A 21299-nucleotide genomic window follows, 5' to 3' on the forward strand; every position below is an offset into this window, starting at 1 on the left:
CACGTGAAACAGGCCCATGGATTCATCGGTGCTAGTGCGCGGCCTCGGCGATGTGCTGCGTACCGATCCGCTTGCGGAACACCCAGTACGTCCAACCCTGGTAGAGCATCACCACCGGCGTCGCGATGACCGCACACCAGGTCATGATCTTCAGCGTGTACGGGCTCGACGAGGCGTTGGTGACCGTCAGGCTCCACTCGTCATTGAGCGAGGACGGCATGACGTTCGGAAAGAGCGACAGGAAGAGCATCGCGACGGCGGCGACGATGGTGAGGCCCGACAGCGCGAACGCCCAGCCTTCGCGCCCCAGCTGGTTCGCCCCGATCGCCGCGACCAGGGCGACGACGGCCACAACCAGCGCGACCAGGCTCTTGCCATCGCCGTTGTCGGCCTGGGTCCAGAGCAGGAAGGCCAGCGCGAGCACAGCCGTCACCAGACCGAGCCCGAGCGCCAGCTTCCTGGCCCGCTCCCGGATGTCACCCAGGGTCTTGAGCGCCGCGAACACCGCCCCGTGGAAGGTGAACAGCGACAGCGTCACCAGGCCGCCCAGGATGGCGTACGGGTTGAGCAGGTCCCAGAGGTTGCCCACGTACTCGAAATCCTGGTCGATCTTCACGCCCCGGACGATGTTGCCGAAAGCCACGCCCCACAGGAACGCCGGGAGCAGCGAGGTCCAGAAGATCGCGTTCTCCCAGTTGCGCTGCCACTGCTCCTCGGGCCGCTTCGCCCGGTACTCGAAGGCGACGCCGCGCACGATCAGGCAGACCAGGATGAGCAGCAGCGGCAGGTAGAAGCCGGAGAAGAGCGTGGCGTACCACTCGGGGAAGGCGGCGAAGGTCGCGCCGCCCGCCGAGAGCAGCCACACCTCGTTGCCGTCCCAGACCGGCCCGATGGTGTTGATCAGCACCCGCTTCTCGGTCCGGTTCCGGGCGAGCAGCTTGGTGAGGACGCCGATCCCGAAGTCGAAGCCCTCCAGGAAGAAGTAGCCGGTCCACAGGACGGCGATGAGGACGAACCAGACGTCGTGAAGTTCCATGACTCAGCAGCTCCCTGGGCCTAGTACGAGAAGGCCATCGGCTTGTCGGCGTCCTTGGGGTCGCCGCCGATCTTCGTGGGCGGATTGAGGTCGGCCTCCGTGAGCTCGGGCGGACCGGCCTTGACGTACTTCACGAGCAGCTTGACCTCGATCACGGCGAGGATCGCGTAGAGCGTGGTGAAGACGATCATCGAGGTGAGGATCTCGCCCTGCGAGACGCCGGGGGAGACCGCGTCGCGGGTCTGGAGCACGCCGTAGACGACCCACGGCTGACGGCCCATCTCGGTGAAGATCCAACCCCATGAGTTGGCGATCAGCGGGAATCCCAGGGTCAGGATCGCGATGCGCCAGTACCACTTGGTGAGCGTCGGGCCGAGAGCCTTGTTCTTGAAGAGCACCACGTGCGGCACTTCGTCGTCACCGACCCGCAGGTGCCGCCCCAGCATGAACTTCTTCCTGGTCAGCCAGAGTCCGGCCAGACCGATGGCGAAGGACGTCATGCCGAAGCCGATCATCCAGCGGAATCCCCAGTAGGCGACGGGGATATTGGGCCGGTAGTCGCCGGGCCCGAACCGCTCCTGCTCGGACTTGTTGACGTCGTTGATGCCGGGGACGTACGAGGTGAAGTCGTCCTTGGCCAGGAAGGACAGCAGTCCCGGGATCTCTATGGCGACCTTGTTGTGGCCGGCCTCGACGTCCCCGTAGGCGAAGACGGAGAAGGGCGCGGGGGCCTCGCCGTCCCACAGCGCCTCGGCCGCGGCCATCTTCATCGGCTGCTGCTCGTACATGATCTTGCCGAGGGTGTCACCGCTGAGCGCGGTGAGCATGCCGCCGGCGACGACGGTGACCAGGCCGAGGCGCAGCGAGGTCTTCATCACGGGGATGTGCTTCTTGCGGACCAGGTGGAAGGCGGCGATGCCGACCATGAAGGCGCCACCCGTGAGGAAGGCCGCGGAGAGGGTGTGGAAGGCCTGCGCGAGCGCGGTGTTCTGGGTCAGGACCAGCCAGAAGTCGGTGAGTTCGGCACGGCCCTTCTGCTCGTTGATCCGGTAGCCGACGGGGTGCTGCATCCACGAGTTGGCCGCGAGGATGAAGTACGCCGACAGGATCGTGCCGATCGAGACCATCCAGATGCAGGCGAGGTGGATCTTCTTGGGCAGCTTGTCCCAGCCGAAGATCCACAGGCCGATGAAGGTGGACTCGAAGAAGAAGGCGATCAGCGCCTCGAAGGCGAGGGGGGCACCGAAGACGTCACCGACGAAGCGCGAGTAGTCGGACCAGTTCATGCCGAACTGGAACTCCTGCACGATGCCCGTGACGACGCCCATCGCGATGTTGATCAGGAAGAGCTTGCCCCAGAACTTGGTGGCCTTGAGGTACTTCTCGTTCTCCGTCCGCACCCAGGCGGTCTGCAGGCCGGCGGTGAGCGCGGCGAGCGAGATCGTGAGCGGCACGAAGAGGAAGTGGTAGACGGTGGTGATGCCGAACTGCCATCGCGCCAGCGTCTCCGGCGCCAAAGCCAATTCCACGTCGTCATCTCCTAACATCGCCGAGGTATCGGCGTCAGTTTGTCCCGCTTGTCGCAGACATCACGGGATCAACTGGGACACGCTTGTGAACGCGTTCACATTCACAAGCAATTATGACGCATGGCAGTTCGAGGGTTGACACGAGGGGGGTGCCGGATCGGTCACACCGGTCTTCGGACCGACAGGACCGACGCGACCGACAGGCTCGACCGCCGACCGACACCCCCACCGACCGGCTCCGGCACCCCACCACACGGCTAGAGCTCCTTGCGGAACGCCTCGGTCGTCTTCAGGAAGATGTCGTTCGCCTCGGTCTCGCCCACCGTGACCCGGACCCCTTCGCCGGCGAACGGCCGCACGACGACCCCCGCCTGCTCGCAGGCCGAGGCGAAGTCGAGCGTGCGCTCACCGAGCCGCAGCCACACGAAGTTCGCCTGGGTCTCCGGCACCGTCCAGCCCTGCCCGCGCAGCGTCTCGACCACCCGGGCGCGCTCGGACACCAGCGAACCCACCCGGCCGAGCAGCTCGTCCTCGGCCCGCAGCGAGGCGACCGCCGCGTCCTGCGCGAGCTGGCTCACGCCGAAGGGCACGGCCGTCTTGCGCAGCGCCGCCGCCACCGGCTCATGGGCGATCGCGAAGCCGACCCGCAGCCCGGCCAGCCCGTACGCCTTGGAGAACGTCCGCAGCACGCACACGTTCGGGCGCTCGCGGTAGAGCTCGACGCCGTCCGGCACCTCGGGATCGCGGATGAACTCCCGGTACGCCTCGTCGAGGACCACCAGGACATCGCTCGGCACCCGGTCGAGGAACCGTTCCAGCTCGGCCCGGCGCACCACCGTGCCCGTGGGGTTGTTGGGGTTGCAGACGAAAATCAGCCGCGTCCGCTCGGTGATCGCGTCCGCCATCGCGTCGAGGTCGTGCACGTCCCCCGGCGTCAGCGGCACCTTCACCGACGTCGCCCCGCTGATCTGGGTGATGATCGGGTACGCCTCGAAGGACCGCCAGGCGTAGATCACCTCGTCGCCCGGACCCGAGGTCGCCTGCAGCAGCTGCTGGGCGACACCGACCGAGCCGGTACCCGTGGCCAGATGCGTGAGCGGCACACCGAAGCGGTCCGACAGCTCGTTCATCAGCCCCGTGCACGCCATGTCGGGGTAGCGGTTGAAGGCACCGGCCGCCGAGGCCACGCTCTCCAGAACGCCCGGCAGCGGCGGGTAGGGGTTCTCGTTGGAGGACAGCTTGTAGGCCACCGGGCCGTCCGCGGCCGCGGCAGCCTTCCCCGGCTTGTAGGTGGGGATACCCTCCAGCTCGGCACGCAGCTTCGGGCTCGTCTCGCTCACCGCACTCCTCCTCGTGACCGTCTCCGGCTCATGACCACCACCGGCTACCAATACTCCTCACCTTAAGAGGATTCGGCTCCGCTGCGTATGGCCCGGGCCCTACTGCCTCGGCGGCCCGCGGCAGCCGCGTACGCACTCCCGGGCATCACCGCCCGAAGGCGTACGAAAGAGGGGGCGCGCCGCCCACCGGAGCACGCGCCGGTGGCTCGCGCCGTGGCGCGCATCCCTCGTGAAGGTGAGTTGAGACCTCTTCGAAACATGGCCCATTTGGCAGGCCCATGCGCGCAGACAAGTGACGTCCTGCCATTGAAACGGTCAACTCCCTTCCCTTCCAAGGGACTTGCCTGCTGATGACCATGCAGAAACGTGCCTGTCAACGCGTGCATATGCGTCCGCACTACCCCACCTCATGAGCCCTACTATCGGCTCGCCATGACAGCAGCAGGGAAGCACCAGGTGAGCCGGTCGGATACCTCCCGCCGAGGAAGCCGGCCGGGCCGGGCGGGCATCAGAGACGTGGCCGCGGCCGCGGGAGTGTCCATCACGACCGTGTCCGACGCGCTCAACGGCAAGGGGCGGCTCCCGGACGCCACCCGACGCCATGTCCGCGAGGTCGCCGACCGGCTGGGCTATCGCCCCTCCGCCGCGGCCCGAACCCTCCGTACCGGAAAGTCCGGCCTCATCGGCCTGACTGTGACGACCTACGGGGATGAACCTTTCACCTTCACGGAGTTCGCGTACTTCGCGGAGATGGCCAGAGCCGCCACCTCGGCCGCGCTCGCCCGGGGCTACGCCCTGGTCATCCTCCCCGCGACCTCGCGCCACGACGTGTGGTCGAACGTGGCCCTGGACGGGACGGTCGTCATCGACCCCTCCGACCAGGACCCGGTCGTCAGCGAACTGGTCCGCCAGGGCTTACCGGTGGTCTCCGACGGCCGCCCGGCCGGCTCGCTGCCGGTGACCGCCTGGGTGGACAACGACCACGAGGCCGCGGTCCTGGGCATCCTCGACCACCTGGCCGACGCCGGCGCCCGCCGGATCGGCCTCCTCACGGGGACGACCACGGACACGTACACCCATCTGTCCACGACCGCGTACCTGCGTTGGTGCGAGCGTGTGGGACAGGATCCGGTGTACGAGGCCTATCCCGCGCACGATCCGTGCGCGGGGGCCGTCGCCGCCGACCGACTCCTCGCCCGGCCCGACCGGCCGGACGCCGTCTACGGGCTGTTCGACCCGAACGGCACCGACCTCCTCGCGGCGGCCCGCCGCTACGGACTGCGCGTACCGGAGGACCTGCTGCTCGTGTGCTGCAGCGAGTCCACCGTGTACGCCAACACCGAGCCGCCCGTCACGACACTCTCGCTCAAACCGCGTCGAATCGGCACGGCCGTGGTCCAGCTCCTCATCGACGCGATCGAGGGGGTCGAATCGGACCAACCGGTCGAGCAGGTGATACCGACCGAGCTGATCGTGCGGACGTCCTCCCAGCGACGGCCTCCCCGGACGACCGTCAGCCCGCCCCGATCACCGGAGGAGGGATGACCTCCGGATGACCTACGGGTAAAACCGGCGCGGAGAGCCCCTCCCAATTCGGGAGAAAACCACGGTGAACTGGGGTTCTGCTCCGATTCACCACCCCTGGGTCATCACATGGCGCGATCCGCATTCCTATGATGGGCGGACGACACCGCGGGCCGCTGCGACCAGGCAGTCCGACGCGGTGCAGATGCGGCGCGATGGTGGTGGAGGGGTCGATGACTCAGGGGGCCGGTCAGGGACCCGAGATGCGTACGCCGACGGTGCGCGACTTCCGCGTGCCGGCGTATGTCCACGAGGCCGGTCCGTACACACAGTCCCCCGGCCCGTACCCGCAGTCCGGCGAGGTGTACGACCAGGCACGGGACCAGCCCGCCGGTCCCTACGGCGGGGCCTCCGGCCAGTACGAGCAGCCCGGCCCCTATGCGCAGCAGACGCCTCCCGGCGAGGGCGCCGGACCGGCCGGCGAGCCGGAGGGCTACACACCGACGCAGCGCGATCTGCCCGTCATCAACCGCGGTGACACCCTTCAGGTGCCGGTCGAGCCCGAGGCCGGACCGGTCGTCCAGCCCGCCGAGGGGCCGGGACCGGGACCGCTGTACGTCGTCGGTGACGTCCACGGCTATCTCGACGAGCTCGTCGCCGCGCTGCGCGAGAAGGGCCTCATCGACATCGACGGCAGCTGGGCGGCGGGGACCTCGCGGCTGTGGTTCCTCGGTGACTTCACCGACCGCGGGCCGGACGGCATCGGCGTCATCGATCTCGTGATGCGGCTGTCCGCGGAGGCTGCCGCGGCCGGGGGCTACTGCAAGGCACTGATGGGCAACCACGAGCTGCTGCTGCTCGGCGCCAAGCGGTTCGGGGACACCCCCGTCAACTCCGGGGCGGGAACGGCCACCTTCCAGGCCGCCTGGCTGCTGAACGGCGGCCAGAAGACCGACATGGAGCGCCTCCAGGACCACCATCTGCAGTGGATGGCCCGCCTCGACGCCATGGAGATGGCGGACGGGCACCTTCTGGTGCACTCCGACACCACCGCCTATCTCGACTACGGCGACTCCATCGAAGCGGTCAACGACACCGTCCGCGAAACACTCACCCGCAATGACGCGGACGAGTGCTGGGACGTCTTCCGCAAGTTCACCAAGCGCTTCGCGTTCCGCGACGACGGTGGTGCGCAGGCGGTGCGTTCCTTGCTGGACATGTACGGCGGTTCACGCATCGTCCATGGTCACAGCCCCATTCCGTATCTCCTGGGAGAGGTCGGCCCGGAGGAGGGGGAGGACTCCCCGAACCCAGTCGTCGAGAAGCCGCATGTGTACGCCGACGGGCTCGCAATCGCGATGGACGGCGGCGTGACCATGGCCGGGAAGCTGCTGGTCCAGCAACTTCCCCTGGATAGCTGAGCGTTCATCGGGCAGGCGTCCCCCGACGGAGGACAAGCGCAACACAGGGGCAAATTCTGGAAACCCCCTGTCACCGTGTGCCGTCACCGCTCTACCATCGGCTTATCCGTAGCAGGCTCCCCTCCGTTTCTGCCCGACGGCTCGTCAGCATGCCGAGCCCCAAGCCCTACGGAGCATCGGGGGATGCACATGAACAGCGTTCCGCAGCACCTGCTGAGCGAGGACCGCCAAGAGTACGAGCGGATCCTCGATGAGGCGCTGCGCTCCGCACCACACCGTCCGGAACTCGCTGCTGTCGGTCAGCGGCTCAACCCCGAACAACTGCGCACGATGGCGCTCAACGCCACCGCCCTCATCACGGCGGCCGCGGCGGCCGAGTACCAGCACTATGTGAAGGTCCGCGAGGAACTGCGCCAGCCGGCGCCGTCCACCCCTCCGGTCCGCGAAGGGTCCAGCAGCACCACGGATCCGGCCACGGGCGCGGTCGGGCTCGCCACGACCATGGGGGAGGTCGCCGAGACCGCCGGGGCAGGAGCCGCGGCGGTCGTCGCCGTGCTCGCCCCCGTCCTCGCCGGCACCGCCGCGGCGATCTTCCTGCTCGTCGGCTACATCCTGAAGATGCTCGACCCCCAGCCGGGCATCGCCCAGACCCTCCTCACCACCGGGTGGGTCTTCGGAGCCATCACGGCCGTCACGATCCTGGTGGCCGCGGTCGGTCTCCTGCTCGCCGCCCTGCGCAACGGCGCCAGTTCACTCCAGGCAGACGCGCACGGCGAACGGAGCGAAGAGGTGAACCGGGCCAGGGAAGCTTGGCACGACGCCCTTCTGGAGCGCGGCATGATGCCGTTCCTCAGGGAGGCCCTCGCCGACCCGGGCACGGCCGCCCTCGGCCGTACGAAGCCGTCGGCGCCGATCAGCCGGATGCCCCAGCTCGGCTACAACCGGCCGGGCTTCAGCAGCCCGGACGGCGGCCCGACAGCGGGTCCCCGCCCCAGCTTCTCCAGCCCGGACTTCAGCAGCCCCGACTTCGGGGGGCCGGAGCACCAGCCGGAGTAGCCCCGCCCTCGCCCGGGCCCGGCCCTGTATGGGGCGGGCAACCGGGCGCGGCCAGGCGGATGGGCCCGACCGGCCGCAGCGTCGCGGGCACTGCACCCGCGACGGCCGCGTTCCGGCGGGCGTGGCCCCCGTGCCGTGCCTGCATTCCGTTTCTACATGCGTCGAACAATCTGCGCGGTCGCTCGTTCGACCGGTGTGCGGTTGTAGACATGCACCAGGGCGAGGTGGAAGAGCGCCGGTGCGAGTGGAGCCCACCGGTGGACGCGGTCGGCACGCAGCATGTACTTGACCACGGTCGCAGGGCGGAAGGGCACGTAGTCGATGGTCTGGTGCTCCCACCGGTCCGCGACTCCCCTGCTCATACGCGTTTGCAGGCCCTCGCGGGTCAGGTCCTTCAGCCTTGCGTAGAAGTGGGCGCTCCAGTGGCGCTTGTCGGTGTCGAGGACGAAGGCGAGCAGTTCCAGTGAGTACTCGTGAGGTTCCAGGGACAGTTCCTCGCGCATGCCCCGCCGGGCCACCGCGTACAGGTCGGGTGCGCTCCTTCCGGACGAGTCGATGTGCCGTGACATGCCCTCGTTGACGGAGGAGTTCCAGACACCGGGCGCCATACGGACCCGGTCGCTTCGCTGGCTCACGACCACCATGTCGTCGGCGGTCACCACCGCGACGTTCACGGCGAAGCTGCACTGCAGGAATGCGGGTGCCGACAGCGGATCGTCCGGGTCGAGATAGCGGGACCGCGGGCTTGTTCCGTCGGGCAGACGCCGGTCGAGCTGTTGAGCCGCCAGGAAGGTGAAGTAGTCCGTCGGACGCAGGCGCAGATGGACTTCGGGGTGCTCGTCGAGCGCGGTTCGGGACACGTCGAGCGATTCGACCGCGTAGCGAGGACCGTTCCACAACGGTGCCCGGCCCTCCGTCCGCGCACGCGTGTTCTCCTCCTCGAGTTCGGCCCGCCAGCCGGCCATGTCCGAAGGCAGCTCGATCTCCTCGTCGAGCACTTGGACATAGACGGATTCAGGGGATATGAAGAACTCACCGTCCCCTTCGACGATCAGGGCCGAGGTGTGAAGTGGCCCCAGGGAGAAGGTTCTCCACGCCGGGCTGGACTCTTCCCGCTGCCGCAGGGTGCGTACGGCACGGGTCGAGCGGGTTCGCAGCCTGTACCAGCCGTTCTGCAGGGGTTGCTGGAACAGCACTGCGAACAGCATCCCCAGCACAGCGCCGACAACCCCGTTGGCCACATCGATCCCGCCCATGCCAGGCAGGGTAGGGAAGTTGATCACGTCATGCGCGATCTTCTCTCTACCGTTACGACTTGGAGCAAGGCGTCGTGTTTCTCCGCAGGGCCCCGGCCTGGCCGGCCGGGGCCTCGGAGAAGGGTCGGACAGCGCACCGGAGTCAGTCGGCCATGGGCAGGTACACCCTGTTCCCGCTCGCCGCGAACTCCTTCGACTTCTGGAGCATTCCCTCGGCGACCTCTTCGGCCGTCGCTCCCGCAGCCGCCGTGCCGCCGAACTGCTCGGTGATGCTGTGGCTGATCTTCATCGAGCAGAACTTCGGCCCGCACATGGAGCAGAAGTGCGCTGTCTTGGCGGGCTCGGCCGGGAGGGTCTCGTCGTGGAACTCCCGGGCCGTGTCGGGGTCGAGGGCCAGGTTGAACTGGTCCTCCCAGCGGAACTCGAAGCGGGCGTCCGACAACGCGTCGTCCCACTCCTGTGCGCCCGGATGTCCCTTGGCGAGGTCCGCCGCATGGGCCGCGATCTTGTAGGTGATGACGCCCGTCTTGACGTCGTCACGGTTGGGCAGGCCCAAGTGCTCCTTGGGCGTGACGTAGCAGAGCATGGCCGTGCCCCACCAGGCGATCATCGCGGCACCGATGCCGGAGGTGATGTGGTCGTACGCCGGCGCGACGTCCGTCGTCAGCGGGCCGAGCGTATAGAACGGAGCTTCATCACAGATCTCCTGCTGAAGGTCGATGTTCTCCTTGATCTTGTGCATCGGGACATGCCCCGGGCCCTCGATCATGGTCTGTACGTTGAAACGCTTCGCGACCCTGTTGAGTTCCCCGAGCGTCCTCAACTCCGCGAACTGTGCTGCGTCGTTGGCGTCCGCGATCGACCCGGGCCGCAGCCCGTCGCCCAGCGAGTACGTGACGTCGTACGCCGCGAGGATCTCGCAGAGTTCCTCGAAGTTCTCGTACAGGAACGACTCCTTGTGGTGCGCCAGGCACCAGGCCGCCATGATCGAGCCGCCGCGCGAGACGATGCCGGTCTTGCGGTTCGCCGTAAGCGGGACGAACGGCAGCCGCACGCCCGCGTGGACAGTCATGTAGTCCACGCCCTGCTCGGCCTGCTCGACGACCGTGTCCTTGTAGATCTCCCAGGTGAGCTCCTCGGCCCGCCCGTCGACCTTCTCCAGCGCCTGGTAGAGCGGGACCGTGCCGATGGGGACGGGGGAGTTTCGCAGCACCCACTCGCGGGTGGTGTGGATGTTGCGGCCGGTGGACAGGTCCATGACCGTGTCGGCGCCCCAGCGGGTCGCCCAGGTCATCTTCTCGACCTCCTCCTCGATGGAGGAGGTGACCGCAGAGTTGCCGATGTTGGCGTTGACCTTCACCAGGAACCGCTTGCCGATGATCATCGGCTCGATCTCCGGGTGGTTGACGTTGGCCGGCAGCACGGCCCGGCCCGCCGCGATCTCCTCGCGGACGACCTCGGGAGAAACGTTCTCCCGGATGGCCACGTACTCCATCTCCGGCGTGACCTCACCCCGCCTGGCGTACGCGAGTTGCGTCACCGCCTGTCCGTCACGGCTGCGCCGGGGCTGGCGCGGACGCCCCGGGAAGACCGCGTCGAGGTTGCGCAGTCCGCCGCGCGGCGAGGTGTGCTTGATCCCGTCGTCCTCGGGGCGGACGGGTCGGCCCGCGTACTCCTCGGTGTCACCGCGGGCGATGATCCAGTTGGCCCGGAGGGCTCCGAGACCCCTGCGTACGTCGGTGTCGACGGTCGGATCGGTGTACGGGCCTGAGGTGTCGTACAGAGTGACCGACTGCCCGTTGGTGAGGTGCACCTGACGGACCGGCACCCGCAGGTCGGGGCGCGAACCCTCGACATACGCCTTGTGCCAGCCGATGGACTTCCCGGCCTCGCCGTTCTCGGGCGAAGCAGTCACTCCACCGCTCTCGGCCGAGACAAACGCCCCGTCCGTCAGGCTGGAGGCAGGCGTGCGTGCATCCTTGTTGGTCATGAGACCTACTCCCTACGCCGGCATTACCCGGTAACAGGTTCGGCGGTCGACGCAGCGATTTCCGTTCCGGCGATGTTCCACGTGAAACATCGCGTCTACGGAGGCCAGCGCCCTCTCAGCCCGGTGCTCCGAGCTCCCGCGTGTGCAAAGGTGCCCCCACGCTAGCGTCAGATGTGGCGCGGTGAACAGTGGGCCCGGGCCGCTCTTGCGATGATCGGTCGGTGACCACGACGCAACAGCCCCCACTCCGGCCGTCCGAACCGCCCCACGGACACGGTCACGACGGCCATGGGCACGGCGGCGGCCCAGGGCACGGACCCCACGGCCCCGGGTCGGGCGGCGGCGGAGACCGGCCCGGCGGTGGTGACGGCGGTGGACCGGGTGGCGGCGGGCACGGCCACTCGCACAGTCACGGACCCGCGGCACCCGTCTCGACGCATCTGCGCAAGGTCATCGCGGCCGTGCTGATCCCCTTCGCGGCGGCGGTCGTCGTCGGCCTCGTGGTGCTCTGGCCCGGCGGCGCCCCGGGGCACGAACGCACCGGTGTCGGCTTCGACCGGCAGACCCAGCAGGCCACGGTGACCAAGGTCGACAAGGTCGACTGCAAGTCGGTGAACGCTTCGGGGGAGACGCCGACCGGGGACACGTCGACCGCCGAGGGCTCGTCGGCGCAGCAACAGGCGTCCGGCAGCTGCAAGAAGGCGACGGTCCGGGTCGACACCGGCAAGGACAAGGGCCGTACGTTCACGGAGATCGTCCAGCCGGACTCCTCGCGGCAGCTGGAGCAGGGCCAGAAGGTGATCGTCGCGTATGCGCCGGACGCCCCCAAGGAGCTCCAGTACTCGGTCACCGACGTGAACCGCAAGCTCCCGATGACGGTGCTCGCCGGCATCTTCGCCGTCGCCGTGGTCCTGGTGGGCCGGATGCGCGGTGTCATGGCACTGGTCGCACTGGCCGCCAGCTTCCTCATCCTGACGTTCTTCATCCTCCCCGCAATCCTGCAGGGCTCGAACCCCCTGGCCGTGGCGGTGGTCGGGGCGAGCGCCATCATGCTGATCGCGCTCTATCTGTGCCATGGGCTGTCGGCCCGTACGTCGGTGGCGGTGCTCGGCACCCTGCTCTCCCTGTTGCTGATCGGGCTGCTCGGCTCGCTGTTCATCGACTGGGCCTCGCTGACCGGCAACACGGACGACAACACCGGTCTGATCCACGGGCTGTACCCGTCCATCGACATGAGCGGCCTGCTGCTCGCGGGCATCATCATCGGTTCGCTGGGTGTGCTCGACGACGTGACGGTGACGCAGACGTCTGCGGTCTGGGAGCTGCACGAGGCCAATCCGACGATGGGCCGGCGCGGGCTGTACCGCGCGGGCATCCGTATCGGCCGCGACCACATCGCGTCGGTCGTCAACACGCTCGTCCTCGCGTACGCGGGCGCCGCGCTACCGCTGCTGCTGCTGTTCTCCATCGCGCAGAGCAGCGTGGGGACGGTGGCCAACAGCGAGTTGGTCGCCGAGGAGATCGTGCGCACGCTCGTCGGCTCGATCGGACTGGTCGCCTCCGTGCCGGTGACCACGGTCCTCGCCGCCCTGGTGGTCTCGGCGGACCGCCCGGGCCCCGCCGCCCCGGCACAACAGGAACAGCCGCAGCCCCAGCCCCAGTCGGACGCCAGGGCTCCTCTGCGTGGCGGGAGCGGCCGCCGCCGCAAGCACTGAACCCGGTCCCTGCCGGATCCCGTTGCCGAGACTTGAGAAGAAGCGTTACAGCAGCCCGCACAGCAGCGAAGCAACAAGCGGTATGACGTACGGGCGACGCCGGGTGGGATGAGCTCGCGTCACACCCGTACGGGACGACGTACAGCGAGGCGGCGTCACGCCTGCCCCGTATCGCTTCATCCGGCGCTCTGTTCCTCCGCCAGGATGCGGTTCAGCGCCTCGTCGAGGTGTGTGTCGAAGTCCGCGAGGGAACGCTCCTGGCCCAGCGGCACCAGCCGGTCCGTACGGTCGAGGAACGCCAACAGCGGCGCCGTCCCGCAGCGGAACAACGCGTGGTCGCCGCCCACCTGAAGCCGGATCAGCACATCGCCGAACCCCTCGGTGTCGGCGGGAGCGATGTGCACATCACCGTCCCCACAGGCCCGGCCCACCCCGTCGATCAGCAGCTCCCGGCCGAAGGCCCAGGTCACCGGGGCATCACCGGGCAGGTGGAAGGTCAGCCGCACGGCATAGGGATCACAGGTCTCGTAGCGCAACTCCACCGGGATGCGAAAGGAGAGCTCCTCCGAGACGACGAAGCTCATCATGACCTCTGCCTGTACTACCGACTCGCGCATCGCCTACCCCGTCGTTCGCCTTCGACTGGCCGGGAATCATCCACCTGACACTGCTGGCATCTTGCTGAACGTACACACCAGATCACAAGGAGTGAGTTTTCAGATGCTGATAGAGAGCGAGAGCGTGCCCAGCAGCCTGCCGATCTCGCTCTGCAATCGGCGTGCCGCCGGCAGCAGTCGGTCGGCCTGGTGGGCCGGCAGGGAAATGGCGATCGTGGCCGCAGTACTGCCCACAGTGATGGGAATCGCGGCGCAGACCGTGCCCAGCGCGTACTCCTGACGCTCGATCACGGGCTGCATGCGTCGCGCCGATTCGAGGCGTCGCAACAGGGTTCGATCGTCACGCACCGTATATGGCGTGATGGACCGGACGGAGTAACGGTCGACGTGGTCCCGACGGGCATCGTCGTCGAGCTGGGACAGCAGACACTGGCCGATCGCGTGCGCGTGACCCGTCTCGCGGAAGTCGGCCCACTCCTCGACGGCGGGATTGGCCGGGGTGTCGGCGACGCACTGGACCTCGATCTCACCGTCACGGTAGAGCGCGTAGTACACGGGCGCGCCGATCGAGTCACGGCACTGCGCGAGTGCGTCGGCGACCATGCTGCGACGTTTCTGCTGGGCACCGCTGTTGGTCAACCGCTCGACCGCCTCACCGAGGAAGAAAAGGCCCTTCTCCCGGCGCAGATACCCCTCGTGGGCCAGGGTGCGCAGCAGGTGGTACGCCGTGGGCAGGGCGAGCCCGGCCTCACGGGCGAGCTGTTTCGCGGGCGCCCCGTGTTCATGGCGGGCGACGGACTCCAAGAGGCGCATCGCACGCTGCACGGATCCGATGAGGGTCGTGGGATGCGGTTCGGAGGAAGGGACGTGCGGTCCTGCGGGTGCGGTGTCAACCGTGGCCAAGGGTTACTCCCGAAGCGCGAGGGGGGCCGCCCGTGCGGGGGTAACACGGGAGGGATCAGAGCGCCGCTCGCGGGAATCAACCCCGCGTCGAATTCCGGACTTTAACCGTCTGCCACCGCTCACAGACGGCCTGTGCCGAAACTTCCCTCGCCCGAGGGAACTGGCGGTTCCTGTTACCGCCGGCCGGTTGCCGACCGGCGGGTCTCCCTTGCCTACCAGTCGCTCCTCGACGAGGAGCTCGACATGAACTTCCGTACGACGTAGATCAGTCCGCCGACCAGCGCCACGAAGACCAGCAGCTTGAAGAGCAGGCCGATCACGAAACCGACGACGCTCGCTATCAGGCCGCCGAACACGACCAGGGCGATGACCGGCACCGCGACCCACTTAATCCACCACGGCATACCCGCGAAGATCTCTCGCATCGCCCTTGTTCCTTGTCTCTCTGCCCGTTTCCGAGTGCTGTCCGAGCCCGCTCCCGAAGGATGACGGGTCTTGAATGTCCTGCCCTCGATGCTAGGCGCGGCAGGGGTGCCGACGGGGGCCTCGCACCCCTTGTCCTCCCCTGAACGTTCCCCTAGGGAACCCTGAGGCGGAGGTCAGCTCTCGGGCGGAGAGAAGACCACCACAACCCGCAGATCCTCGCTGATGTGGTGGAACTTGTGGGCCACCCCCGCAGGCACGTAGACGACGCTGCCGCGTGCCACCTGGGTCGTCTCCATGCCGACCGTGATCGCCGCGCGGCCGCTGACGACGAAGTACACCTCGTCCTGGCGGTGGGGCTGCTGAGGGTCCTGGGTGCCCGCGTCCAGCGCGTACAGGCCGACCGACATGTTCTTCTCCCGCAGGAACTGGAGGTACGCGCCGTCGTTGGCGGCGCGCTCCGCCTCCAGTTCGTCAAGCCGGAATACCTTCATCGCCCTTGTCCGCCCTTGCCCCGCTGCTCGTAGTCGATCTCGTCTGTCACGATCAGACACATGAAGAATTTCGTAGTCAAGACGATCGCCAACGCCGGCGCCCTGGCCGTCGCCGTGTGGCTGCTCGACAAGATCACCCTGTCCGGTGACAGCACGGGCAAGGAGATAGGCACGCTGCTGCTGGTCGCCCTTGTCTTCGGCCTGGTCAACTTCCTGGTCAAGCCGATCGTGCAGGTGCTCACGTTCCCGCTGTTCATTCTGACGCTCGGCCTGATCACGCTGGTGATCAACGCCCTGATGCTGCTGCTCACCTCGTGGCTGGCGGACAAGCTCGACCTGAGCTTCCATGTCGAGGGCTTCTGGACCGCCGTTCTGGGCGGCCTGATCATCTCCATCGTCTCCTGGGCGCTGAACGTCGTCCTCCCCGACAAGGACTGAGCGATCTGATGCCCTATCGCGTGTGCTTCGTCTGCACCGGCAACATCTGCCGCTCCCCGATGGCCGAGTCCGTCTTCCGCGCGCGGGTGGCGGAGGCAGGGCTGGACGGCCTGGTCGAGGTGGACAGCGCCGGCACCGGCGGCTGGCACGAGGGTGACGGCGCCGACCCGCGCACCGTCTCCGTCCTCGAAGCCGCCGGCTACGAAGGCGGCCATGCGGCCCGCCAGTTCCACGCCGACTGGTTCACCCGGCTCGACCTGGTCATAGCCCTCGACGCCGGCCACCTGCGGGCCCTGCGCCGCCTCGCCCCCACTGAGGCGGACGACCAGAAGGTGCGGCTGCTGCGCTCGTACGACCCTGCCGTCGCGTCGGCCTCGGGGGCCGACCTCGACGTGCCGGACCCCTACTACGGGGGCCTGGACGGCTTCGAGGAGTGTCTTGAGATGGTGGAGGCGGCGAGCCCCGGCCTGCTCGCCGCGGTACGGGAGCAAGTGGAGGGACAGGCGGCATGACAGATTCCGTTACAGGAGCCGGTGACGGCACACGCGCGGTGCGGGCGGGGCTGCCCGAGCCCGTCAAGCACGAGCCGACCCTCCCGGGGCCGGTCTTCGCCGCCCACTTCCATCTGCCGGGCGACCCCACGGGCCCGTACACCTACGGCCGCGACGAGAACCCGACCTGGACCCACCTGGAGCGCGCCATCGGCGAACTGGAGGCGCCGGGGCGGGACGACGTCGAAACGCTCGTCTTCGCCTCCGGCATGGCCGCCATCTCGGCCGTCCTCTTCTCCCAGCTGAGCGCCGGCGACACGGTCGTGCTGCCCGACGACGGCTACCAGGTGCTGCCGCTCGTGCGCGCGCAGTTGGGGGCGTACGGGATCGAGGTGCGCACCGCCCCGACCGGCGGCGACGCCCAGCTCGATGTCCTCGACGGCGCGAAGCTGCTGTGGATCGAGACCCCGTCGAACCCGGGGCTCGACGTGTGCGACGTACGGCGGCTCGTCGAGGCGGCGCACGCGCGCGGCTGCCTGGTCGCCGTCGACAACACCCTGGCGACCCCGCTCGGGCAGCGCCCGCTGGAGCTGGGCGCCGACTTCTCCGTGGCCAGCGGCACCAAGCAGCTCACCGGGCACGGCGACATCCTCCTGGGGTACGTCACCGGTGGCGACGCCGCGGCGATGGCCTCCGTACGGCGCTGGCGCAAGATCGTCGGGGCGATTCCGGGGCCCATGGAGGCGTGGCTCGCGCACCGCTCCATCGCGACGCTCCAACTGCGCGTGGACCGGCAGAACGCCAATGCGCTGGTGATCGCCGAGGCTCTGCGCGACCGTCACGAGGACCTCGGGGTCCGCTATCCGGGGCTGCCCGGCGACCCGTCGCACAAGATCGCCTCGCAGCAGATGCGGCGCTTCGGGTGCGTGGTGTCGTTCACGCTGCCCACGCGCGCGCGTGCCGACCGTTTTCTCGACGCGCTGCGGCTGGTGGACGACGCGACCAGCTTCGGCGGTGTGCGGTCGACGGCCGAGCGGCGCGGCCGCTGGGGCGGTGACGCGGTGCCGGAGGGCTTCGTCCGTTTCTCGGCCGGTGCCGAGGATCCTCAGGACCTCGTGGCCGATGTACTGCGCGCGCTCGACGAGTCCTCGCGGCCAGCGTCTTCTGAGTGATCCGTCAGTAGCGGGCCCGTACGGCGGACGGTCCGAGCCTCCCCCCTCGTGGCTCGGACCGTCCCGGTTCTGCGCGCGAAGAACCGCGCGAACAAGGCTAGTTGACTCTGTGTCAGTGTCCAATCACAGTAGCGACAGAGACCTATCGACATATTTATAGTTGGGGGCTTCCGGGGAGCTGAGGGAGAAGGGACGCCATGGATCTGGCCTTGCTGCGGACCTTCGTGACCGTGCACCGGGCCGGCTCCTTCACCCGCGCGGCCGCCCTGCTGGGCCTCTCGCAGCCTGCCGTCACCTCCCAGATCCGGACCCTCGAACGGCAGCTGGGACGCCCTCTCTTCCTGCGTCAGGCCCGTGGAGTGACCCCTACGACCATGGGCGACGAACTCGCCCACAAGGCGGCGCCCCATCTCGACGCCCTGGTGGAGATCACCGAGACCGGCCTCGACGAGGACTCCTCCGTACGCACGCTCCATCTCGCCGGCCCTCCGGAGTTCACCGCCGAACGCGCGCTGCCCGCGCTCACCGAGCTGACCGGGGACGACGGCCAGGGCTTCGCGCTGCGCGCCTCCTTCGGAAATGCGGAGGAGACCCTGGAAGGGCTTGCCGCCGGGCATCACGATCTGGCCATCAGTACGGCCCGCCCACGCGGCTCCCTGCTCACCGCGACTCCGCTCTGCGACGAGGAGCACGTCCTGGTCGCCGCCCCGCGCTGGGCCGACCGCCTCGACTCCGGCTCGTTACGTCACCAGGGCGAGCCCTCCCTGGAGAACTTCCCCGTGGTGGAGGTGCACGAGTCACTGCCGTTCGTCGCCCGCTACTGGGCCTCCGTCTTCGACTCCCGCCCGGCCGCCTCGGGCACCGTCATCGTCCCCGACCTGCGCGCTGTCCTCGCCTGCGCAACCACCGGCGCCGGGCTCGCGGTGTTGCCGCGCTATCTGTGCGCACCGGCTCTGGAGCGGGGAGACGTGGTCGCGCTGACCGAACCCGCAGTGCCTCCGCTTCGTACGTACTTCCTGGTGGTGCGCACCGGCACACTGGCCATGCCGCATATCGCGCGGGCTCACGAGTGGCTCATGCGCGCCGCCATAGACTGGTCATGACCAAGATGCATCACCTCGTCAAGAGTGCGATGTTTCACGTGGAACCAACTGGGCCACATTTCTCCCATGACCGTCCGACCCGTGGTCAAGCGCACCGCCCGGGCCGTCCTACTGGACGGCAATGACCTGGTCCTCATCAAGCGGACCAAGCCCGGCGTCGATCCCTACTGGCTGACACCCGGCGGCGGGGTCGAGCCGGAGGACACGACCGTCGTCGACGCACTTCATCGTGAGGTGCACGAGGAACTCGGCGCCAAGATCACCGATGTGGTGCCCTGCTTCGTCGACACCGTCGAGCACATCGGCGACAACGCCAGAACGACCGGCGTGAAGGTCCAGCACTTCTTCGTCTGCCGCCTGGAATCCATGGACCCGTCGCTGCGCCATGGCCCCGAGATCGACGAGCCCTGCGGGGAGTACGAGATCGTGCGGATCCCCTTCACCCGCGTGGGCATCGCTTCCGTCCATCTCGTACCGCTGTCGCTGCGGCACTATCTCGACGGGAACATCGAGGGCGTACTGGCGATGCACGCACCCGATCTGGGCTGACGGCCCGCGCCTCGGATCCGGGCCGGGCCCCGGTTCGGGCCTGGGTCGCCCCTGCCCGTGCCAGGGATCGGGTCCACTGCCTGCGTAGCTCTTGGCTCGGAGTCAGTGTCCGGTCACGACGAGTTCTTCCACCGCGTCGTGACGGATCCTCTCCGACGGGATGCCGATGTCCCTGAGCGCGTCGACGCCGCTGCGGATCATGCCGGGCGGGCCCGACAGATACGCGTCGTACTCGTTCCACGGCCCGTACTCGCGTACGGCGTCGGGGAGGTGCAGATGCCCGTGCTGGTCGACTATCGGGCGCACCGCGAGCCAGGGGTGGCTCTGCTGGAGCCGGAGCATCGTGTCGATGTCGTACAGGTCGTGATCGGTGCGGGCTCCGTAGAACACCTCGACCGGGCGCCGCTCGCCGTGTTCTGCGACGTCCTCGACCAGGGCCTTTATCGGCGCTATGCCGGTACCGCCGCCCAGGCAGAGCAGGCCGCTGTCGGTGGTGTGGTCGACGGTCATCGAGCCGGCCGGGGGGCCGAGCCGGATGACGTCGCCGGGGCGGGCGCGGTGCACGAGTGCGTTGGAGACCCAGCCCGCCGGGATCGCCTTCACATGGAACGACAGCAGTCCGTCGGAGCGGGGCGCCGAGGCGAACGAGTAGTGCCGCCAGATCCGCGGCCACCAAGGGGTCTCCACGCTCGCGTACTGCCCGGCGAGGAAGGGGTACGGCTGGTCGGGGCGGACCGTGATGACGGCGACGTCCGCGGTCCTCAGGTCGTGCGAGATCACTTCGGCGTGCCACCAGGCCGGGGCCCGCAGTTCGTCGGCGGCCGCGGCGTCGATCATGACCTGCGAGATCGTCGTGTACGCCCGGACCCAGGCGGCCTCGGTCTCCCCGTCCCAGACCGACGAGGCGAACCGGCTGAGCGAGCCGATCAGGCACTCGCCGACAGCCGGGTAGTGCTCGGGGCGGGTGCCGTACTTGCGGTGGCCCCGACCGAGGTTCTGCAGATACGCGACCAGGACCTCGGTGTTGTCTATGTGCTCGGCCGCGGTCAGCAGTGCCCGCAGGAGCCGGTCCCGCTGAGTGTCCATCGCGGCGGGGAAGAGCTGGCGCAGCTCCGGGTGCCGCACGAAGAGCAGCGCGTAGAAGTACGAGGTGACCTTGTCGGCGACGGGGCCCACCTCGGCCATGGTCCGACGGATGAGGACGGCGTCCGGGGAGGCGGCCTGGGCGGGGGCAGGAACGGCTGCGGCGGCGGGGGCAGGGGTGGAGCGCTGGTCGGGAACGCGGGGCGCCACATGGTCGGGCCCCGGTGGGGTGGGAGGAGCGGCGTGGGCCTGCGGGGAGGCGAGACCTGTGTAGGCCTGTGGGGAGGGTGTCGCCTCGTGCGTCATGGCCGGCGTCGCGGTCTGGCCGGCAGGAGCAGCTCCGGCATGAGCGGCCCAGGCTTGAGGGGCGTCGGCACGGGAGGTGTCGGCATGGGGAGCCTCGGCAGGCTCGGGCCTGGCGCCGGTGGGGTCGCCGTGGGCATGGCCGCCGTCAGGGGAGCCCGCGTGGCGGCCGTGCACGGCCGTGGCTCCGGTGTCGGCCCGTTCGGTGTCGGAGACGGTCTCGTCGGCAGGGGGTATTCGTTGCCGCGTCGTGGCGTCGGCGCCCGGCGCGGGCCTCCCGACGGGGCGCAACGCGGCCAGGCGGTGGCCCTCGGGTCCCTCGGGCGCCTCCTGCTCGCCGCCCGCGGGCGGCTCCGGCGGCTTGTGCGGCGTGAACCAGCCGCTCCCGCCGCTACCCCCTGAAGTGCCGTTGTCGGCCGACGTGGTGGTCGGAGCGTCCATGTTGTGCCTCGCCTCGAACATCTTTCGGTCGGTCTGCGCACTTCCTCGATCGGAAGATGCCTGCTTTCCCCCGCAGACTGCTTGCTTCCCCGTTCCGCTCCGCCCCGTCGCCCCATGGCGGCCACATTGAACCTCGGAATCCCGCACCCTACGGACAAGTAAGCCGAGAGTGTGACATTGGCCGCACTACCGCCATCGCAGCATCTCACCCTGTGCCAACACCCCGGCCATGTAACCGGAAATGCGGGTCTTCGATCTCTCTGTCCCGTTAGGCTGCATTGCCCTTTGTTCGCCCTGGCGGGATGCGCGGACATCACACCGGACACGAACCGGAGTCGACCATACCGGCCGCTGTCCGGCACACAAGTCCCCACTTCCCCACGTCGGGAATTGAGAGGGGACCGGACCGCCGAAT

The 21299-nt window shown here is 68.6% G+C and carries 19 protein-coding genes and 1 riboswitch; of the genes, 9 read left to right on the plus strand and 10 right to left on the minus strand.

Annotated features, from left to right (window positions below; all coding sequences use genetic code 11):
* Window positions 1-31: 31 nt before the first annotated feature.
* The 3 genes from cydB to hisC all read right to left on the minus strand — a co-directional run bounded on the left by cydB (window position 32) and on the right by hisC (window position 3905).
* On the minus strand, window positions 32-1036 hold the full coding sequence (gene cydB, locus O3Q52_RS02115; protein WP_266761404.1) for a cytochrome d ubiquinol oxidase subunit II: 1005 nt from the start codon (window positions 1034-1036) through the stop codon (window positions 32-34).
* A gap of 20 nt (window positions 1037-1056) precedes the next feature.
* Complete coding sequence (locus O3Q52_RS02120) at window positions 1057-2565, minus strand: cytochrome ubiquinol oxidase subunit I (RefSeq protein ID WP_269647051.1); 1509 nt, start codon at window positions 2563-2565, stop codon at window positions 1057-1059.
* Between the two features lie 257 nt (window positions 2566-2822).
* A complete protein-coding gene (gene hisC / locus O3Q52_RS02125) occupies window positions 2823-3905 on the minus strand; it encodes a histidinol-phosphate transaminase (RefSeq protein ID WP_269647052.1) in 1083 nt (360 codons plus the stop codon).
* Between the two features lie 432 nt (window positions 3906-4337).
* On the opposite strand from hisC, the gene O3Q52_RS02130 reads away from it, so the two are divergent.
* From O3Q52_RS02130 to O3Q52_RS02140, 3 genes are all read left to right on the plus strand, one after another.
* Complete coding sequence (locus O3Q52_RS02130) at window positions 4338-5450, plus strand: LacI family DNA-binding transcriptional regulator (protein WP_079052719.1); 1113 nt, start codon at window positions 4338-4340, stop codon at window positions 5448-5450.
* 212 nt (window positions 5451-5662) lie between these two features.
* The gene (locus tag O3Q52_RS02135; protein WP_269647053.1) at window positions 5663-6850 is read left to right on the plus strand and encodes a metallophosphoesterase; all 1188 of its coding nucleotides are present in this window, start codon (window positions 5663-5665) and stop codon (window positions 6848-6850) included.
* Window positions 6851-7033: 183 nt separating this feature from the next.
* Window positions 7034-7906 (plus strand): hypothetical protein, encoded by an 873-nt coding sequence (locus tag O3Q52_RS02140; RefSeq protein WP_269647054.1) that lies wholly within the window; start codon window positions 7034-7036, stop codon window positions 7904-7906.
* Between the two features lie 152 nt (window positions 7907-8058).
* Here O3Q52_RS02140 and O3Q52_RS02145 read toward each other — a convergent pair whose 3' ends face one another.
* Entirely contained in the window at window positions 8059-9162 is a 1104-nt protein-coding gene (locus O3Q52_RS02145; RefSeq protein ID WP_269647055.1) for a hypothetical protein, read from the minus strand.
* 142 nt (window positions 9163-9304) lie between these two features.
* Window positions 9305-11152 carry a phosphomethylpyrimidine synthase ThiC gene (thiC, locus tag O3Q52_RS02150; protein ID WP_269647056.1) on the minus strand — a complete coding sequence of 616 codons (1848 nt, stop codon included), beginning with the start codon at window positions 11150-11152 and terminating at the stop codon, window positions 9305-9307.
* A riboswitch (TPP riboswitch) is annotated at window positions 11145-11302 on the minus strand. It overlaps the preceding gene by 8 nt.
* Before the next feature lie 71 nt (window positions 11303-11373).
* Between thiC and O3Q52_RS02155 the strand changes: the two genes are divergently transcribed.
* Window positions 11374-12867, plus strand: a complete 1494-nt coding sequence (locus O3Q52_RS02155; protein WP_269647057.1) for a YibE/F family protein — start codon at window positions 11374-11376, stop codon at window positions 12865-12867.
* Window positions 12868-13043: 176 nt separating this feature from the next.
* On the opposite strand, the gene O3Q52_RS02160 is transcribed toward O3Q52_RS02155, so the two are convergent.
* From O3Q52_RS02160 to O3Q52_RS02175, 4 genes are all read right to left on the minus strand, one after another.
* Window positions 13044-13484 carry an SsgA family sporulation/cell division regulator gene (locus O3Q52_RS02160; protein WP_055610301.1) on the minus strand — a complete coding sequence of 147 codons (441 nt, stop codon included), beginning with the start codon at window positions 13482-13484 and terminating at the stop codon, window positions 13044-13046.
* A gap of 99 nt (window positions 13485-13583) precedes the next feature.
* The gene (locus tag O3Q52_RS02165) at window positions 13584-14387 is read right to left on the minus strand and encodes an IclR family transcriptional regulator (protein ID WP_269647058.1); all 804 of its coding nucleotides are present in this window, start codon (window positions 14385-14387) and stop codon (window positions 13584-13586) included.
* Between the two features lie 212 nt (window positions 14388-14599).
* Window positions 14600-14812, minus strand: a complete 213-nt coding sequence (locus O3Q52_RS02170) for a DUF5326 family protein (RefSeq protein ID WP_055610300.1) — start codon at window positions 14810-14812, stop codon at window positions 14600-14602.
* 174 nt (window positions 14813-14986) lie between these two features.
* Window positions 14987-15304 carry a cupin domain-containing protein gene (locus O3Q52_RS02175; protein WP_269647059.1) on the minus strand — a complete coding sequence of 106 codons (318 nt, stop codon included), beginning with the start codon at window positions 15302-15304 and terminating at the stop codon, window positions 14987-14989.
* Between the two features lie 60 nt (window positions 15305-15364).
* Here O3Q52_RS02175 and O3Q52_RS02180 point away from each other — a divergent pair, with 60 nt between their 5' ends.
* The 5 genes from O3Q52_RS02180 (at window position 15365) to O3Q52_RS02200 (ending at window position 19057) form a co-directional block, all read left to right on the plus strand.
* The gene (locus O3Q52_RS02180) at window positions 15365-15742 is read left to right on the plus strand and encodes a phage holin family protein (protein ID WP_200397025.1); all 378 of its coding nucleotides are present in this window, start codon (window positions 15365-15367) and stop codon (window positions 15740-15742) included.
* Window positions 15743-15750: 8 nt separating this feature from the next.
* Window positions 15751-16254: a low molecular weight protein-tyrosine-phosphatase gene (locus tag O3Q52_RS02185; protein ID WP_269647060.1), complete on the plus strand. Its 504-nt coding sequence runs from the start codon at window positions 15751-15753 to the stop codon at window positions 16252-16254.
* A complete protein-coding gene (locus tag O3Q52_RS02190) occupies window positions 16251-17405 on the plus strand; it encodes a cystathionine gamma-lyase (protein ID WP_269647061.1) in 1155 nt (384 codons plus the stop codon). Before O3Q52_RS02185 ends, O3Q52_RS02190 begins: the two co-directional genes overlap by 4 nt.
* 197 nt (window positions 17406-17602) lie before the next feature.
* Window positions 17603-18508, plus strand: coding sequence for a LysR family transcriptional regulator (locus tag O3Q52_RS02195; RefSeq protein WP_269647062.1), 906 nt, complete (start codon window positions 17603-17605; stop codon window positions 18506-18508).
* Between the two features lie 66 nt (window positions 18509-18574).
* Window positions 18575-19057: an NUDIX domain-containing protein gene (locus tag O3Q52_RS02200; protein WP_189841553.1), complete on the plus strand. Its 483-nt coding sequence runs from the start codon at window positions 18575-18577 to the stop codon at window positions 19055-19057.
* 102 nt (window positions 19058-19159) lie between these two features.
* On the opposite strand, the gene O3Q52_RS02205 is transcribed toward O3Q52_RS02200, so the two are convergent.
* Entirely contained in the window at window positions 19160-20884 is a 1725-nt protein-coding gene (locus tag O3Q52_RS02205) for a globin domain-containing protein (protein WP_269647063.1), read from the minus strand.
* Window positions 20885-21299 lie beyond the last annotated feature (415 nt).

The organism is Streptomyces sp. ActVer (genome assembly GCF_027270795.1).
Lineage (GTDB): Bacteria > Actinomycetota > Actinomycetes > Streptomycetales > Streptomycetaceae > Streptomyces > Streptomyces umbrinus_A.

Excerpts from the sequence above, each read along its gene's own strand:
- cydB (WP_266761404.1), bottom strand. The coding sequence starts at position 1,036 with ATGGAACTTCACGACGTCTGGTTCGTCCTCATCGCCGTCCTGTGGACC.
- O3Q52_RS02130 (WP_079052719.1), top strand. The coding sequence starts at position 4,338 with ATGACAGCAGCAGGGAAGCACCAGGTGAGCCGGTCGGATACCTCCCGC.
- O3Q52_RS02135 (WP_269647053.1), top strand. The coding sequence starts at position 5,663 with ATGACTCAGGGGGCCGGTCAGGGACCCGAGATGCGTACGCCGACGGTG.
- O3Q52_RS02140 (WP_269647054.1), top strand. The coding sequence starts at position 7,034 with ATGCACATGAACAGCGTTCCGCAGCACCTGCTGAGCGAGGACCGCCAA.
- O3Q52_RS02145 (WP_269647055.1), bottom strand. The coding sequence starts at position 9,162 with ATGGGCGGGATCGATGTGGCCAACGGGGTTGTCGGCGCTGTGCTGGGG.
- thiC (WP_269647056.1), bottom strand. The coding sequence starts at position 11,152 with ATGACCAACAAGGATGCACGCACGCCTGCCTCCAGCCTGACGGACGGG.
- O3Q52_RS02160 (WP_055610301.1), bottom strand. The coding sequence starts at position 13,484 with ATGCGCGAGTCGGTAGTACAGGCAGAGGTCATGATGAGCTTCGTCGTC.
- O3Q52_RS02170 (WP_055610300.1), bottom strand. The coding sequence starts at position 14,812 with ATGCGAGAGATCTTCGCGGGTATGCCGTGGTGGATTAAGTGGGTCGCG.
- O3Q52_RS02175 (WP_269647059.1), bottom strand. The coding sequence starts at position 15,304 with ATGAAGGTATTCCGGCTTGACGAACTGGAGGCGGAGCGCGCCGCCAAC.
- O3Q52_RS02180 (WP_200397025.1), top strand. The coding sequence starts at position 15,365 with ATGAAGAATTTCGTAGTCAAGACGATCGCCAACGCCGGCGCCCTGGCC.
- O3Q52_RS02185 (WP_269647060.1), top strand. The coding sequence starts at position 15,751 with ATGCCCTATCGCGTGTGCTTCGTCTGCACCGGCAACATCTGCCGCTCC.
- O3Q52_RS02190 (WP_269647061.1), top strand. The coding sequence starts at position 16,251 with ATGACAGATTCCGTTACAGGAGCCGGTGACGGCACACGCGCGGTGCGG.
- O3Q52_RS02195 (WP_269647062.1), top strand. The coding sequence starts at position 17,603 with ATGGATCTGGCCTTGCTGCGGACCTTCGTGACCGTGCACCGGGCCGGC.
- O3Q52_RS02200 (WP_189841553.1), top strand. The coding sequence starts at position 18,575 with ATGACCGTCCGACCCGTGGTCAAGCGCACCGCCCGGGCCGTCCTACTG.
- O3Q52_RS02205 (WP_269647063.1), bottom strand. The coding sequence starts at position 20,884 with ATGGACGCTCCGACCACCACGTCGGCCGACAACGGCACTTCAGGGGGT.